We start from the raw sequence: 14338 nt of genomic DNA, 5'->3' as shown, positions 1-14338 counted from the left end.
CTCATTCAGATGGAAAAACTTCCGGTGTACTGGTAAATTTGCGGAAATCCCCCATTGTCGGCATTGACTATGGTCAACCTTTACGAGCTTGCAGCCAAATAGCATGTCTGAACACAACCACACACCCCTGCATTCTTTGAAAGTCTCCTGCTCCAGCTGCAGTCTGCGCGAGCTGTGCTTGCCTGTCGGACTGAACCGCGAGGAGATGAGCCAGCTCGACACCGTGATCCGGCAGAGCCGACGCCTGAAACGCGGCGAGTACCTGTTCCACAGCGGCGAGTCTTTCAAGTCCTTGTTCGCCGTGCGCACCGGCTTCTTCAAGACCTGTGTCGCCAGCCAGGACGGCCGCGAGCAAGTGACCGGCTTCCAGATGTCCGGCGAGCTGATGGGCCTGGACGGCATTTCCACCGGCAACCACAGCTGCGACGCCATCGCGCTGGAGGACAGCGAAGTGTGCGAACTGCCGTTCAACCGCATGGAAACGCTGAGCCGCGACATCCCCAGCCTGCAGCACCACTTCTACCGGCTGATGAGCCGCGAGATCGTGCGCGACCAAAACGTCATGCTGCTGCTGGGCAATATGAAGGCGGAGGAGCGCATCGCCGCCTTCCTGCTGAACCTGTCCGGCCGCCTGTCCAGCCGCGGCTTCGCCGCCAACGACTTCATCCTGCGCATGAGCCGCGAGGAAATCGGCAGCTTCCTGGGCCTGAAGCTGGAAACGGTCAGCCGCACGCTGTCCAAGTTCCAGCAACAAGGCTGGATCACCGTCGATCACAAGCACATCCAGCTGGTGCAACTGGACGATCTGAAAGCCTTGATTTCCGGCTGCGCCCACGCCAACGGGCACTAAGCGGGGTGGGTTGAGAAGTGAGGAAGGCAGGCCATGGCCTGCCTTTTTTCATGCCTGCGCGGCGGCGATGCGCTGCCGCAGCGCGGCCAGGCGGCCGGGGTCCGGCCAGCCGGGCGGGGTGACGAAGCCGCGCGCCGCTTCGCGCCAGACGCCGTCCGCGCCAGGCTGCAGTTCCGCCACCAGCTGCGGCGCGGCGGCGGCGGACAAGCTGTCGCGCAAGGCGTGTTCTTCCTGCGTCTCCGCCTCTGCCAAGCGGGCCGGCGCCAGCCAGCGCAATCGGGGCAGCCAGGCCCAGCGCGAATTTTCGTGCCGTCTGGGCCAGGCATCCAGCCGCGGCGCGTGCCAGCCATGGAGCTGGCCGGGCGCGAGAAGGGCCGCAGGGGCGGCGCCTGCGGGATAGAAGAACCAGCCGCAGAGGCGGGCGGCGGCGCGGCAGTTCTCGAAGCCCGGCGGCAGGACGGCCCGAGCGTTGGGATGGCGCGATAAAAGCAGCTGTGTTGTATTTTTGGTCTCTTTTAACCGCCAGGCGTCATTGATACCAGGGCCGATCAGCTCATCGGGCGAGTCGCCAACTTGCAGATAAAACTTGCTGGCGGTTTCCAGATGCCAGGGTTCGCCGTCCAGGCGCAGCAGAAAATCGAACTCTCCCACCGTGCGCCGCGCCGCATTGATGACTTTCAGGTTTTCAAAAGCCAGTTCGATATGCGATGCATGGCGAAACCAAAATGAGAATAATCGTTCCGCATATTTTCCAAGGCGGACGGCCGGCGCCCCGGCGAGCCAGGCTTCCAGCGCCGCCGGCGCGCGGTCCAGTTCGGCCAGCAGATTTGCGCCGTCCGCGCCCAGCAGGCGCTCGGGCGGCATGTCCGCGCCGCACAGCCAGGGCGGGGGAGAGGTCAGCAAAAAGGCCAGATCGCGCACCGCGGGATGCGCGTAAGGCAGGTCGCAGCCTGGCTCAGTCCGCATCGCCGGAGGCTTTGCCGGCCGCGCGCTGCACTTGCTTGTAGAAGCCGCGCAGGATGTCGATCTCCTCGCGCAGCATGCCGGCGCGGTGGAACATGGTCCGCATGCGGCGCATCAGCCGCTCGCTGTTGCGGCGCTGGAAGTAGCCTATCTCGTCCATCGCCTGCTCCAGATGGCCGCACATGCCGTCCACCTCGCTCTGCGTCGCGGCCTCGCCCTCGGCGCGCAGATATTCCACGTCCACCTCGGTGTGGCTGAACAGTTCGTAAGTCATCACCTGCACCGCCATCGCCAGGTTCAGCGAGAAGTAGTCCGGATTGCCGGGGATGGTCACCAGGCGGTTGCACTGCTCCACTTCCTCGATCGACAAGCCGAAAGTTTCGTTGCCGAACACCAGGGCCACCTGCTCGCCTTCGCGCGCGCGCGCGATCAGCTCCGGCGTGGTTTGGCGCGGGGTGGACAGCGGGGTGGTCAGCTCGCGGCGGCGGCTGGTCAGCGCGCAGGCCACGGTGACGTCGGACAAGGCTTCCCGCAGCGAACCGACCACGACGGCGCGCTCCAGCAGGTCCACCGCGCCCGAAGCCAGCGTATTGGCTTCGTCGCTGGGAAACACCTTGGGCTCCACCAGGTAGAGCCGGCTCAAACCCATGGTTTTCATGGCGCGGGCGGCGGAGCCGATATTGCCCGGATGGTTGGGGCGGGCCAGCACCACGCGGATGTTTTGCAGAAAATCAGGTACTTGGGGTTTATTCATTGGCGTTTTCACATTAAAATAGCGGGCATATACCAAAAGCCCGCGCCCAGGCGTCGGGTTTTTTTGTTCCTTAACCCAGATTGTTACCAGCGGGTGTCGCGTCATCAGACGGACATCCGCTCATCGTTCAAGTGTAGAGGCCGTCAATGCATCCGATGCTCAATGTCGCGGTTAAAGCCGCTCGCCGCGCAGGCAGTGTTATCCAGCGCGCGTCGCTTAACCTCGATACCATTCGCGTAGAGAAGAAAAAGCACAATGACTTTGTGACCGAGGTGGATCGCGCCGCCGAGGAAGCGATCATCAACACCATTCTCGAGGCTTATCCGAAGCACGCGATTCTAGCAGAAGAGTCCGGCGCCAAAGGCGTGGGCTCCTCCGAATACGAATGGATCATCGACCCGATCGACGGCACCACCAACTTCCTGCACGGCCATCCGCAATACGGCATCTCCATCGCCATGGCGCACAAGGGCCAGATCCAGCAGGCGGTGGTCTACGACCCCAACCGCAACGATCTGTTCACCGCTTCGCGCGGCGTGGGCGCTTTCCTCAACGACCGCCGCATCCGCGTGTCCAAGCGCTTCATGATGAACGAGTGCGTGATCGGCACCGGTTTCCCGGTCTCCGACCAGAGCTACATTGACCAATACCTGGGCATGCTGAAGGATGTGATCGGCAAGACCGCCGGCGTGCGCCGCGAGGGCGCGGCCTCGCTGGACCTGTGCAATGTCGCCTGCGGCCGCACCGAAGGCTTCTTCGAGCTGAACCTGAAGCCGTGGGACATCGCGGCCGGCAGCCTGATCGTGCAGGAGGCGGGCGGCATCGTCACCGACTTCACCGGCGAACAGGGCTGGCTGGAGTCCGGCGACATCGTCGCCGGCAACCCCAAGGTGCTGGCCCAGCTGTTGGCCTTGCTGAGCCCGCACGTGAAATAAGCGAATTCCGCCAGAAAAACGGCAAGCCCATGGGCTTGCCGTTTTTTTTTGTCCGCGCGCGACGGGAACTGTTGGCGTTAGGCCCGCTCTACGTTCACTATACCTATGTGGGGTATCTGAATGGAGCGCGCGATGCAACGTCGTCGATTGATGCAATGGGGGGCCGCACTGGCCTTGTCGCCCTGGCTGGTCCGCGCGGCGAGGGCCGACGCGTCTCATGACGCGCACGGCTCGTCCGCCGCGCAGCCGGATCTGCCCGCCGCCACGGCGCTGGGCATGCCGCATGGCGGCGAGCTGCCGGAGCTGGCGCGGCTGCCGCTGGAGAGGCAAGACGGCGCGCTGCGCGGCTGTTTGACGGTGGCGCCCTTGAACCTGCCGCTGTTGCCGGGCGGCAAGCCCACGGCCTTTTGGGCTTACAACGACAGCGTGCCGGGGCCGGCCATCGAGCTGTTCGAAGGCGAGGCGCTGGACCTGCGCTTCGACAACCGCCTGTCGCAGCCCACTACCGTGCACTGGCACGGCCTGCCCATCCCGGCCGACCAGGACGGCAACCCGCACGATGCGGTGCCGCCCAAGCAGGGCCGCGACTATCGCTTCTCCCTGCCGCCGGACAGCGCCGGCAGCTATTGGTATCACCCGCATCCGCACGGCCACACCGCGGAGCAGGTGTACCGCGGCCTGGCCGGCGTGTTCGTGGTGCGGAGCCGCCGCGATCCGCTGGCCCATCTGCCGGAACGCTGGCTGGTCTTGTCCGACCTGAAGCTGGACGAGCAGGGGCAGATCGCCGCCAATAGCGAGGCGGACCGCATGGACGGCCGCGAAGGCCAGTTTGTCCTGGTCAACGGCGCCTGGCAGCCGCGCCTGAGCCTGGGCGTGGGCGAGCGTCAGCGCTGGCGCGTCTGGAACGCCACAAGCGCGCGCGTGCTGAAGCTGGCATTGCCGGCTCATGAGGTGTGGCTGGTGGGCACCGACGGCGGCTTGATAGAGCGGCCGCGCCGCATCGACTCCCTTGTCTTGCCGCCCGGCGCGCGGGCGGAGCTAGCGGTGACCGGCCGTTTCGCGCCGAATCAGCCGGCGGGCTTGCTGGCCCTGCCTTACGCGCGCGGCAAGATGATGGGGCCGGAACAGACCGCGGCGCTGTCCTTGCTGGGCATCGAGGCCGGCCCGGCCGTCGCCACCGCGGCCTTGCCCAAGCGGCTGCGCGCGATCCGGCCTTTGCCCAAGCCGGCAGTGCGCCGCAGCGTGGTATTCAGCGAGGACATGGCCAATCCGGCGGCGATGTTCCTGATCAACGGCAAGACTTTCGACATGAACCGGGTGGATTTTGTGGGCAAGGTTGGCCAGGTGGAAGAATGGGAGATCGACAACCAGGCCGATATGGACCATCCCTTCCACCTGCATGGCACCCAATTCCAGGTGACGGAGCGGCACGACGGCAAAGGCTGGAAGAAAGAGCCCTTCCTGGCCTGGCGCGACACGGTGAACGTGCCGCCGGAGCAGAAGGTCAGGCTGCGTTTCCGCCAGGACTTCCCCGGTCCGCGCATGTTCCACTGCCACATTCTGGAGCATGAGGACGCCGGCATGATGGGGGTGCTGGATGCGCGCGCCTAGCGCGCGGAATCGGCGATAATGCCGGCTTCGGCGAAAAGGACAGAGCATGAGCGAGCGTAACCCCTCCCACGACGATTGTTGCCATGAACCGGCCGCTGCCGCGCGCACGGTGGTGCAGCCGGGCAAGGCCGCGCTGCTGAAACGGCTGGCGCGGATAGAGGGGCAGGTCAGAGGCATCAGCGGCATGGTCGAATCCGACCGTTATTGCGTGGACGTGCTGACCCAGGTGGCAGCGGCGAAGTCCGCGCTGGACGCGGTGGCGCTGCAGCTGCTGGAAAACCATATGAAGGGCTGCGTGGCGCATGCCATGCAGCAGGGCGACGCCACCGGCATGGTGACCGAGCTGATCGATGTGGTGAAAAAAATACGGTGAAGAAAGCAAACATGAAAAAACTTTTGTGCGTGGCCTGCCTGTTGGCCAGCGCCGCCCAGGCCGCGCCCATCCCGTTTGAAACCTATATCCGTCTGCACAAGGGCATGCTGGAGGCCGAGCTGGTGTCCAAGGCCGGCGTGCCGGATTACAGCAGCGACAGCCGGCAGGGACGTTTCGCCAGCGGCGTGGCGGCCATCTCCACCCTGCGCCAATTGAGCTGGCTGGCCAGCGATAGCATCCCTTACACCACCATCGTCACCTTGCGCGATGGCGTGGTGGTGGATATCAAGCGCGATAAAAAGTTGTAAATCCGCCGCGCCCAGCCGCTGCCTGGCGCTAAGCATCGAAAAAATAACGCCCCAAAGTTTGCCTGGCCGCGGCAAAGTGCGTAGAATGCTGCGGTTTACTACCTTGCCTTTCGCAATCGCATGGCGGAAGGCTATGAATAGCCAAAAGGAGTTCACATGCGCCACTACGAAATCGTGTTCATCGTGCACCCGGACCAGTCCGAACAGGTTCCGGCCATGATCGAGCGCTACAAGGGCATGGTTCTGGCCGCTGAAGGCAAGATCCACCGTCTGGAAGACTGGGGCCGCCGCCAACTGGCCTACCCGATCCAGAAGCTGCACAAGGCTCACTACGTTCTGATGAACGTGGAATGCCAAGCGGACACCCTGGCCGAGATCGAGCACGCCTTCAAGTTCAACGACGCTGTTCTGCGTCACCTGACCATCAAGATGGACCGCGCTATCGTTGACGCGTCCCCGATGATGAAGGACGAAAAGGCGAAAAACCTGCTGGACGCCCAGCCGGCCGCCGAGACCGAAGCTTCCGCCTAATCGGCGGGAAATACGGTCTTGCAGAACCGTCTGCTGCTGACCGTCACGGTTGAGCGCGAAGATGCGCTGAGATACACGCCCGCCGGCTTGCCGGTGCTGGAAATGTGGCTCAAGCATCAATCCCGGCAGAGCGCCGGGGGCTTCGAGCGTGATGTGGCCTGCGACATCCAGGCCGTATGGATAGGAGAAGACGCCCGGAAACATGCCGGGAAGCTGGCTGGGAAAGCGATGAATGTCACCGGATTCCTGGCCCAGCGCAGTCTGCGCAATCCTCGGTTAGTGCTGAATATAGAATACGTTGAATTTGTAAAAGGTTAGTCAAAATGGCTCGTCAACTCTTCAAGCGCAAGAAGTTCTGCCGCTTCACGGCAGAAGGCATCAAGGAAATCGACTACAAGTCCGTTGATCTCCTGAAGGATTTCATCGCCGAAAACGGCAAAATCATCCCGGCTCGCATCACCGGCACCAAGGCCCGCTACCAGCGTCAGCTGACCACCGCTATCAAGCGTGCTCGCTTCCTGGCCTTCCTGCCGTACACCGATCAGCACTAAACCGGGAAAGGAACTGAAGAGATGCAAATCATCCTGCTCGAAAAAGTTGCCAACCTGGGTCAACTGGGTGACGTGGTGAACGTGAAGAACGGCTTCGCCCGTAACTTCCTGATCCCGCAAGGCAAAGCCAAGCGCGCTACCGAAGCCAATCTGAAAGAGTTCGAAGCTCGTCGCGCCGAACTGGAAGCCAAGCAAGCCGACATCCTGGCCGACGCCAAGGTTCGCGCTGAGAAGCTGAACGAAGCCGTGATCACCATCGCCCAAAAGGCGGGTGTGGATGGCCGTCTGTTCGGCTCCGTGACCAACGTCGACGTCGCTGAAGCGGTTACCGCCTTCGGCGTGCAAGTCAAGCGTCACGAAGTTCGTCTGCCGAACGGCCCGTTCAAGGCCATCGGCGAATACGACATCGAGATCGCCCTGCACCACGACGTGGTTGCTCCGATCAAGGTTGTCGTGGTCGGCGAAGCTTAATTCCTGCTTCAGGAATCTTCGAGAGAAAGCCCGCTTCGGCGGGCTTTTTCGCGTCCATGCCTCATTTGGTTGTGATGCGCAACCAGTTGCGCTATCGTTGCGCATGGCAACTATGAGGCAGGGCGATGAATGAACGGGAACTGCGCGGCCTGTCGCGCGATATCGTCAGGGCGCTGGGCATGCTGTCCGGCCGTTGCGGCGAGGTGGAGTTGACGCCGGTGGAGGCGCACCTGTTGATCGAGCTGGAAAACGGACCGGCCAGCAATCAGCAATTGGCGGAGCGGCTGCGGGTGGATAAGTCCAATAGCAGCCGGCCCTTGCAGCGCCTATTGGAACGCGGATTGATCGCTTGGAGCGCCGATCCGGCCGATGGCCGCAGCAAGCAGGCCGAGCTGACGGCGGATGGCCGCGATTGGCTGGGCCGCTTGCATGCGGCGATGGACGCCGACATGGCGCGGGTGCTGGCGCAGCTGGACGAGGACGAGCGATCCCGGCTGGAAGACGGCCTGCGCCTATACCGGCGCGCCTTGCGCCACGCGGAGCGGCAACAGGGCTACGCCATCCGCGCGCTGACGGTGGCCGATAACGGCCCCTTGGCGGCGCTGATTCGCCGCGTGTCCGCGGAATACGGACTGGGCGCAGGCTGCAGCGTGCACGACCCGCAATTGGACGCCTTGTTTCAGATATACAACCGGGTCGACGCGCGCTATCTGGCGGTGACCGGCCCGGATGGCAGGCTGTTGGGCGGCGGCGGCATTGCTCCTTTGGCTGGAGGAGAGAAGGGCGTGTGCGAGTTGCAGAAAATGTATTTCGATCCCGTCTTGCGCGGACGCGGCCTGGGACGCCTACTGCTGAGGCGCTTGCTGGGCAAGGCCAAGGCGTTGGGTTACCGGCAGTGTTATCTGGAAACCACGGCAGCCTTGGCCGAGGCGACGCGCTTGTACGAGGCCGAGGGTTTTGTCCGTCTGGACGCGCATTGGGGCGAGACCGGCCACGGCGGCTGCGAGATCGCGATGGCGCGCGCCTTGTGATGTTGCATATAAGCAAGTCATGATCTTAAGCAAGCCTAGGCGCTAGGGGGCTTGCGACAATGACGCATCGTCAAAGCTCGCGAGTCGCATCATGGTTTACCTGCAACTTCTGGTCGTGTTGGGCGCTATTTTCCTGGGCGTGCGCATGGGCGGCATCGGCCTGGGAGTGACGGGCGGCGTCGGCCTGTTCCTTCTCACCTTTGTCTTCGGCCTCAAGCCCGGCCACGCGCCTATCGACGTCATCCTGATCATCATCTCGGTCATCACCGCGTCGGCGGCCCTGCAATCGGCCAAGGGGCTGGATTACATGGTGGACGTGGCGGCGCGTTTCCTCAGGCGCAATCCGCGCCACATCGTATTGCTGGCACCGTTGGTGGGGTGGCTGTCCACCTTCCTGGCCGGCACGGGCTTCATCGCCCTGGCGCTGATGCCCATCGTGGTGGAAGTGGCGGAGAAGACCGGCATCCGGCCGGAGAGGCCCTTGGCCGGGCTGACCGTGGCCTCGCAAAACGCCATCGTCGCCTGCCCGGTTTCTGCCGCCACGGTGGCGCTGGCCACGGTGCTGGCGCCGCATGGCGTGGCCCTGACCGACATCATCCTGATCAGCATCCCGGCCACTTTGCTGGGCGCGCTGGCCGGCGGCCTGGTCATGCTGCGCTACGGCCGCGAGCTGGCGGACGACCCGGTGTATCGGCAGCGCTTGGCGGCGGGCGAGATTCGGCGGCCCGAGGCCGGCGAGGCCGCGGCCTTGCCGCGCGGCGCCGCTTGGTCGGTGTATGGTTTTCTGCTGACGATGGCCTTGATCGTGCTGCTGGCCGCCCTGCCGCAGCTGCGCCCGGCCTGGCCCGGCGCCAAGGGCATGGAGCCGCTGGCCATGGTGGATGTGATCCAGATGTGCATGCTGAGCTATGCCGCGCTGGCGGCCTTGCTGTGCAAGGCGGATCTGAAAGAGATGGTGTCCGGCAGCATGTTCCGCTCCGGCGCCGTGGCGGCGGTAACCATACTGGGCGCGGCCTGGATGAGCGATACCTTTATCCAGGGCAATCTGCCGCTGTTCAAGCAAAACATCGTCGGCATCATCGCGGCGGCGCCGTGGTTGTTCGCCTTCGCCGTGTTCACCATGGCGGTGATTCTGTTCAGCCAGGGGGCCACCACCAAGGTGATGATGCCGCTGGGCGCGTCCTTGGGCATCGCCGCGCCGGTGTTGATCGCCATTTTTCCCGCCGTGGTCGGGGTGTATGTCTTGCCCAGCTATCCCAGCCTGATCGCGGCGGTGGAGATGGATTACACCGGCACCACCCGGCTGGGCCGCTGGGTGTTCAACCACAGCTTCATCTTGCCGGGCTTGGTCAGTACGATGGTGTCCATTGCCGCGGGGTTGGCCTTGATCGCCTGGCGCTGAGTCTCAGTTTTCCTGTTTCAGCACCACGCGGGCGCGCAGGCCGGGCGCGTCATGCTCGGCGATGGCCAGCAGGCGGTCGATATTGGGATGGCTGCCGGGCTGCTCGCGCGCGGCGGCGGTGTGCTCGGCGAACAGGGCCAGGCCTTCGCGCGCGGCCTTGCGGTCGATATGGCCGTGGCGTTTGACCAGCGCGTGATAAACGCGCAGGGAGCCGGCGCTGCCGGGGCGGTTTTCCAGACGGTGCAGCGCTTCGCCTTCGGCGCTGAGCAGCACGATGGCCTCGATGCCATCGGTGGCGGGCAGGGTTTGCAGCAGGTCCTGGAACGAAGTCATGATGGTTTTCCTTATTATGCGCGCGTGGGACGCAGGTCTAGCATATGGGCTAAAGATTACAGTTCTAGTGCAAACATGTAACTTATTTGAAGCTAAATATTAATTTCTGTTTCAATTTGGTGCCTTGTCATGATTAATTGCACCAATGTGGTGCTTTTGATTTCGGGTTTGGGCGTAATCGCTCAGAAAAATCAGCGTTTTTGATCTTTTTAGAGCTGGCACGCTGTTTGCTTATAGGTAGGCAAGCTTGTGAGCGGGGCCGCGAGGCCCTGGCGCGCCAGTCTGCAAAGGGGAGATGAGAGCGGCAAAGCCGCCTTTGAACGGGGTTGTCGAAGGGTAAGCTTCGACAACCCCGATTCATTTTCAGGCTAGGCTCAGGGCTGATCGCCTATCAGATAGCGCTGGCTCATCTGCTTGAAGTGCTCGCCGCCCGATTTTTCCAGCAGCTCGAACAAGACCATCTCGCGGCTGACGATGACGGCGCCGGCCGCGCGCATCCGCGCCACCGCCAGCTCGATGTCAGCCGGCTGGCGGCTGGAAACGGCGTCGGCGACGACGAACACCTGCTTGCCGATCGCCAGCAACGCCATCACGGTTTGCAGCACGCAAACATGCGCCTCCATGCCGCAGACGATGATCTGCTCCTTCTCCAGCAGGGCTGGCGGCAGGCAGTCCGCCGCCACGCAGGAGAAATGCAGCTTGTCCACTACCTGGGCCTCTGGCGCCGACGCGCGCAAGGCGGGCACGGTGCCGCCCAGGCCGCGCGGATATTGCTCGGAAAACACGATGGGCAGGCCGTGGTCGCGCGCCACGCCCACCAGCCAGCGGCTGCGCGCCAGCAGTCCTGGCGCGTCGTGCACCGCCGGCAGCAGCTTGTCCTGGATGTCCACTACCAGCAGGCCGGCCTTCTGTCTTTGCATCAGCATGTTTCGCTCCAGTCGATTCGAAGCCACAGCTTAACGCCAAAGGCGGCGCGCCGGCCCGCTGCAGGGATAAAATATGCTTATGTGTTGCCGGCTTGGTCCGCCTGCCAACGCCGGGCCAACTCGCCGACCAGCCGGCGGCCGGGATTGTCGCCGCGTGCCCATTCTTCGATCGGGAACAGATCGAACAGGCCCACTTTGAACAAGGTGGGGATGGACAATTCCAATTGCCGCTCCACCTCGCCGCGCTGGCCTTGGTTGTAGGCGGCGATGTTGACCAGCATGGCGGCCACGGTGCCGGTTTGCACCGTGCTGCCGTCGCGCAGCTTCACTGTAGGCAGCGTTTCGCCGTCGGCGATGACCTTGCGATTGATGGCGGATAGGGCTTCGGTATGTTGCACATGGCTCATGTCGTTCTCCTTGTGTGGAATGAGTCCATAGTATCGCGCTGGCATGCTTGGCCTGCTTTCTATATAGTGCCTATTGATATTCATAAAGGGCCAATATGGAGCGAAGCATCCAGCCGGGTTTGGCGATGGCGGCGTTGAGACGGCAAGCGGGCGACCATACCGAACGGCATGCCCATGCCTCAGGGCAGCTGGTTTGGCTCCTAAAGGGCGCGCTGGAGCTGGAGGCGGATGAGCGGCGCATTCTGCTGGCCGCGGACTGCGTGGGCTGGATTCCGCCCGGCATGGCGCATGGCGCGCATTACTACGGCGAGCTGCGCGGCTGGAGCCTGCAACTGGAGACCGCATGGCTGCCGTCCATGCCGGCCGCGCTGCAGGTGTGGCGGGCCACGCCGCTGCTGAGCGGCCTCTTTCTGCGGCTGGCCGACTGGCCGCAGCAGGCGGAGGCGGGCGCGGCGCGGCGTCTGGCCGGCGCGCTGGCGGATGAACTGAGCTGGGCCGAAGCGTATCCGGCCAACCTCCCCTGGCCGCGCCATCCGGCGCTGCGCAAGCTGGCGCAGGTCTTGCTGTCGGATCCGGCGCTGGATTGGGATCTGGAGCGCTGGGCCGGGCATATCGGCATGTCGCGGCGCAGCCTGATCCGCCACTTTCGCGCCGAAACCGGCATGGGTGTGGCCCAGTGGCGCGAGCGCCTGCGCATGCTGCGGGCGTGTTCCTTGCTGGCCGAGGGGCGTTCGGTCAGTTATTGCGCGCTGGAGCTGGGCTATGCCGGCAGCAGCGCCTTCATCGTGGCCTTCCGCCGCTGTTTTGGCGAAACGCCGGGACGTTACTTGTCCGCATAAAAAATATATTGCAATGCAAAATAGTTATTTGGCATGATGGTCTGCCGGGCCTGGCGGCGATCCCGCCTGCGCCCATCAACTCAGGAGACCCTCATGTCCCAGTCCTATCTGATCCGCTCCGTCGAACCGTCCGACGCCGCCGCCATCCACCGCATCAAGACCTCGCCCGGCGTCTATCCGGACACCTTGCAGCTGCCGTATCAGCCGCTGTCCGTCACCGAGAAGCAGCTGAACGAACGCCCAGCCAATATCCATCATTTGGTAGCCTGCAACGCCGATGGCGAGGTGGTGGGCTCGGCCGGGCTGATCGTCAACGAGGGCATGCGGGTGCGCCACAGCGCCAGCCTGTTTCTAGTGGTGCGCGAGGACTGGCAGGGCAAGGGCGTGGGCGGCGCGCTGATGCGAGCGGTATTGGACCTGGCCGACAACTGGCTGGGACTGATTCGCGTCGAACTCAAGGTGGTGCACGACAACGCGCGCGCCATCGGCCTGTACGAGAAGTTCGGCTTCGAGCACGAGGGCCGCATGCGCCAGGAGCAGCTGCGCGCCGGCAAACTGGAGGACGTGCTGGTGATGAGCCGGCTGAACTGGCCGCGGAGGGCGCAAGCATGAGCGATTACCGCATCCGTCACGCCGAGCCGCGCGACGCCGAGGCCTTGAACGCGATTTTCAGCGACCCGGCCACCTTCGGCACCATGCTGGGCCTGCCTTGGCCAGCGCTGAGCAAGCGCCGCGAGTGGCTGCAAAAACAGGAACATGGCCGCACCGTGCTGGTGGCGGTGGACGCGGCCGATCAGGCCGTGGGCTGGGCAGGCTTGATTCCGGCGCCCCGCGAGCGCCTGCTGCGCACGGCAGAAATCGGCATCGGCATTTCCGCCGCGCGGCATGGCCAGGGCGTGGGCTCTCTGTTGATGGCGGCGGCGCTGGACCTGGCCGATAACTGGCAGGGGCTGCGCCGCATCGAGCTGACGGTGTTCGCCGACAATCTGCGCGCCCAGGCCTTGTACCGCAAATTCGGTTTCGTCGAGGAGGCGCGCTTGCGCGCTTACGCCCTGCGAGACGGCGTCTATCACGACGTGCTGGCGATGGCGCGGCTGCGGGAAGGGGGCTGGCCATGAGCGCATTCCGCATCCGCCATCTGGAGCCGCGCGACGCGGCCGATTTGCAAGACTTGGCCTCGGACCCATCGGTGTACGGCAACACCCTGCAGCTGCCTTTTCCGTCTTCTGCCACCATGGCCGCGCGCATGGACAAGCTGCTGTGCGATGGGCGCTACCAGTTGGTCTGCGAAACCGCGGACGGCAAGGTGGTCGGCAGCGCCGGCTTGTGGCGCTTGAGCGAATCCAGGCTGGACCATATCGCCGGCTTCGGCATCAATGTGCACCGTGATTGGCAAGGGCGCGGCGTGGGCAATTGGCTGACGGCGGCCTTGCTGGACTGGGCCGACAACTGGCTGGACCTGACGCGCATCGAGCTGACGGTGTATGCCGACAATCTGCGCGCCCAGGCCTTGTACCGTCGCTTCGGTTTTGTCGAGGAAGCGCGCATGCGCGCGCATTCATTGCGCAATGGCGCTTACTGCGACGTGCTGGCGATGGGGCGGTTGCGCCATGGCGTCCATGCCTGAGCGCACCAAATGGCCGGCTTTCGTGGTGCTGGACCTGCCGGAGCCGCTGGCCGGCGCGGTGCCGGACAGCGAGGCTGGGCGCTTGTTGGCATTGCCGACGCCAGCGGGGCGGGTGATGCTCCGGCAGGTGTCGGTTTATGCGCCGGATGCGCAGCGACATTGCCATCTGCTGCATCGAGCTTATCTGGCGGCTTGAGCGTGCATAAAAAAAACCGCGCCGGGGTGATGCCGTCCCTGGCGCGGTTTTTTTATGAGCCCGGAGGCGCTTACTTCTGAGCCGGCGCTTGAACCTGGGCGGCTTGAGCGGTCTGGCCGTTCATGCGGTCGCGCATGGCTTTCATATTGTCGTAGCCTTCGCTGCCGGCCATGGCAGCGCCGGACAAGAGGATCAGGGACAGGGCGGCGATTGCGGTTTGCTTCAGCATG

General features: G+C 64.0%; 22 protein-coding genes. 16 read left to right on the top strand and 6 right to left on the bottom strand.

Translation table 11 applies throughout. The features are described 5' to 3' along the window. Positions 1-103 precede the first annotated feature (103 nt). Positions 104-850: a fumarate/nitrate reduction transcriptional regulator Fnr gene (gene fnr, locus FYK34_RS12695; RefSeq protein WP_149296988.1), complete on the top strand. Its 747-nt coding sequence runs from the start codon at positions 104-106 to the stop codon at positions 848-850. Between the two features lie 48 nt (positions 851-898). Here fnr and FYK34_RS12690 read toward each other — a convergent pair whose 3' ends face one another. Beyond that, complete coding sequence (locus tag FYK34_RS12690) at positions 899-1816, bottom strand: DUF1853 family protein (protein ID WP_149296986.1); 918 nt, start codon at positions 1814-1816, stop codon at positions 899-901. Further along, positions 1806-2567, bottom strand: coding sequence for an RNA methyltransferase (locus FYK34_RS12685; RefSeq protein ID WP_149296984.1), 762 nt, complete (start codon positions 2565-2567; stop codon positions 1806-1808). The genes FYK34_RS12690 and FYK34_RS12685 overlap by 11 nt, the downstream gene beginning before the upstream one ends. A gap of 146 nt (positions 2568-2713) precedes the next feature. On the opposite strand from FYK34_RS12685, the gene FYK34_RS12680 reads away from it, so the two are divergent. The 10 genes from FYK34_RS12680 to FYK34_RS12635 all read left to right on the top strand — a co-directional run bounded on the left by FYK34_RS12680 (position 2714) and on the right by FYK34_RS12635 (position 9780). Next, positions 2714-3502: an inositol monophosphatase family protein gene (locus tag FYK34_RS12680; protein ID WP_149296982.1), complete on the top strand. Its 789-nt coding sequence runs from the start codon at positions 2714-2716 to the stop codon at positions 3500-3502. A 132-nt stretch (positions 3503-3634) separates the two neighbouring features. After that, entirely contained in the window at positions 3635-5113 is a 1479-nt protein-coding gene (locus FYK34_RS12675; RefSeq protein ID WP_231137258.1) for a multicopper oxidase family protein, read from the top strand. 46 nt (positions 5114-5159) lie between these two features. Further along, positions 5160-5486, top strand: coding sequence for a metal-sensitive transcriptional regulator (locus tag FYK34_RS12670; protein WP_231137257.1), 327 nt, complete (start codon positions 5160-5162; stop codon positions 5484-5486). A gap of 11 nt (positions 5487-5497) precedes the next feature. Continuing rightward, complete coding sequence (locus FYK34_RS12665; protein WP_149296979.1) at positions 5498-5794, top strand: hypothetical protein; 297 nt, start codon at positions 5498-5500, stop codon at positions 5792-5794. A 156-nt stretch (positions 5795-5950) separates the two neighbouring features. Continuing rightward, positions 5951-6325 (top strand): 30S ribosomal protein S6, encoded by a 375-nt coding sequence (gene rpsF / locus FYK34_RS12660; protein ID WP_149296977.1) that lies wholly within the window; start codon positions 5951-5953, stop codon positions 6323-6325. Positions 6326-6343: 18 nt separating this feature from the next. Then, on the top strand, positions 6344-6643 hold the full coding sequence (priB, locus tag FYK34_RS12655) for a primosomal replication protein N (protein WP_149296975.1): 300 nt from the start codon (positions 6344-6346) through the stop codon (positions 6641-6643). A 5-nt stretch (positions 6644-6648) separates the two neighbouring features. Then, positions 6649-6876 (top strand): 30S ribosomal protein S18, encoded by a 228-nt coding sequence (gene rpsR, locus FYK34_RS12650; protein ID WP_011137185.1) that lies wholly within the window; start codon positions 6649-6651, stop codon positions 6874-6876. Between the two features lie 21 nt (positions 6877-6897). Further along, positions 6898-7347, top strand: coding sequence for a 50S ribosomal protein L9 (gene rplI, locus FYK34_RS12645; RefSeq protein WP_149296973.1), 450 nt, complete (start codon positions 6898-6900; stop codon positions 7345-7347). A gap of 125 nt (positions 7348-7472) precedes the next feature. Next, entirely contained in the window at positions 7473-8378 is a 906-nt protein-coding gene (locus FYK34_RS12640; RefSeq protein WP_149296971.1) for a MarR family transcriptional regulator, read from the top strand. Between the two features lie 91 nt (positions 8379-8469). Beyond that, on the top strand, positions 8470-9780 hold the full coding sequence (locus FYK34_RS12635) for an anaerobic C4-dicarboxylate transporter family protein (protein WP_149296969.1): 1311 nt from the start codon (positions 8470-8472) through the stop codon (positions 9778-9780). A 3-nt stretch (positions 9781-9783) separates the two neighbouring features. Here FYK34_RS12635 and FYK34_RS12630 read toward each other — a convergent pair whose 3' ends face one another. The 3 genes from FYK34_RS12630 to FYK34_RS12620 form a co-directional block, all read right to left on the bottom strand. After that, on the bottom strand, positions 9784-10113 hold the full coding sequence (locus FYK34_RS12630; RefSeq protein ID WP_149296967.1) for a DUF2322 family protein: 330 nt from the start codon (positions 10111-10113) through the stop codon (positions 9784-9786). 374 nt (positions 10114-10487) lie between these two features. After that, positions 10488-11039 carry a hydrolase gene (locus tag FYK34_RS12625; RefSeq protein ID WP_149296965.1) on the bottom strand — a complete coding sequence of 184 codons (552 nt, stop codon included), beginning with the start codon at positions 11037-11039 and terminating at the stop codon, positions 10488-10490. Positions 11040-11116: 77 nt separating this feature from the next. Beyond that, on the bottom strand, positions 11117-11446 hold the full coding sequence (locus tag FYK34_RS12620; RefSeq protein ID WP_149296964.1) for a DUF7709 family protein: 330 nt from the start codon (positions 11444-11446) through the stop codon (positions 11117-11119). A 95-nt stretch (positions 11447-11541) separates the two neighbouring features. Here FYK34_RS12620 and FYK34_RS12615 point away from each other — a divergent pair, with 95 nt between their 5' ends. From FYK34_RS12615 to FYK34_RS12595, 5 genes are all read left to right on the top strand, one after another. Beyond that, positions 11542-12285 carry a helix-turn-helix transcriptional regulator gene (locus FYK34_RS12615; protein ID WP_149296962.1) on the top strand — a complete coding sequence of 248 codons (744 nt, stop codon included), beginning with the start codon at positions 11542-11544 and terminating at the stop codon, positions 12283-12285. 93 nt (positions 12286-12378) lie between these two features. After that, complete coding sequence (locus tag FYK34_RS12610) at positions 12379-12897, top strand: GNAT family N-acetyltransferase (protein ID WP_168209738.1); 519 nt, start codon at positions 12379-12381, stop codon at positions 12895-12897. After that, the gene (locus tag FYK34_RS12605) at positions 12894-13403 is read left to right on the top strand and encodes a GNAT family N-acetyltransferase (protein WP_149296958.1); all 510 of its coding nucleotides are present in this window, start codon (positions 12894-12896) and stop codon (positions 13401-13403) included. Before FYK34_RS12610 ends, FYK34_RS12605 begins: the two co-directional genes overlap by 4 nt. After that, complete coding sequence (locus tag FYK34_RS12600) at positions 13400-13912, top strand: GNAT family N-acetyltransferase (RefSeq protein ID WP_149296956.1); 513 nt, start codon at positions 13400-13402, stop codon at positions 13910-13912. The genes FYK34_RS12605 and FYK34_RS12600 overlap by 4 nt, the downstream gene beginning before the upstream one ends. Continuing rightward, complete coding sequence (locus tag FYK34_RS12595; RefSeq protein ID WP_168209737.1) at positions 13905-14108, top strand: hypothetical protein; 204 nt, start codon at positions 13905-13907, stop codon at positions 14106-14108. Before FYK34_RS12600 ends, FYK34_RS12595 begins: the two co-directional genes overlap by 8 nt. A gap of 70 nt (positions 14109-14178) precedes the next feature. Here FYK34_RS12595 and FYK34_RS20500 read toward each other — a convergent pair whose 3' ends face one another. Beyond that, on the bottom strand, positions 14179-14337 hold the full coding sequence (locus FYK34_RS20500) for a hypothetical protein (protein ID WP_168209736.1): 159 nt from the start codon (positions 14335-14337) through the stop codon (positions 14179-14181). Position 14338 lies beyond the last annotated feature (1 nt).

Origin of the sequence: Chromobacterium paludis, assembly GCF_008275125.1 — a bacterium.
In the GTDB taxonomy this organism is placed as follows: domain Bacteria; phylum Pseudomonadota; class Gammaproteobacteria; order Burkholderiales; family Chromobacteriaceae; genus Chromobacterium; species Chromobacterium paludis.
The sequence above is the reverse complement of the archived record's forward strand: the minus strand, read 5'-3'. Positions and strand labels throughout refer to the sequence as shown.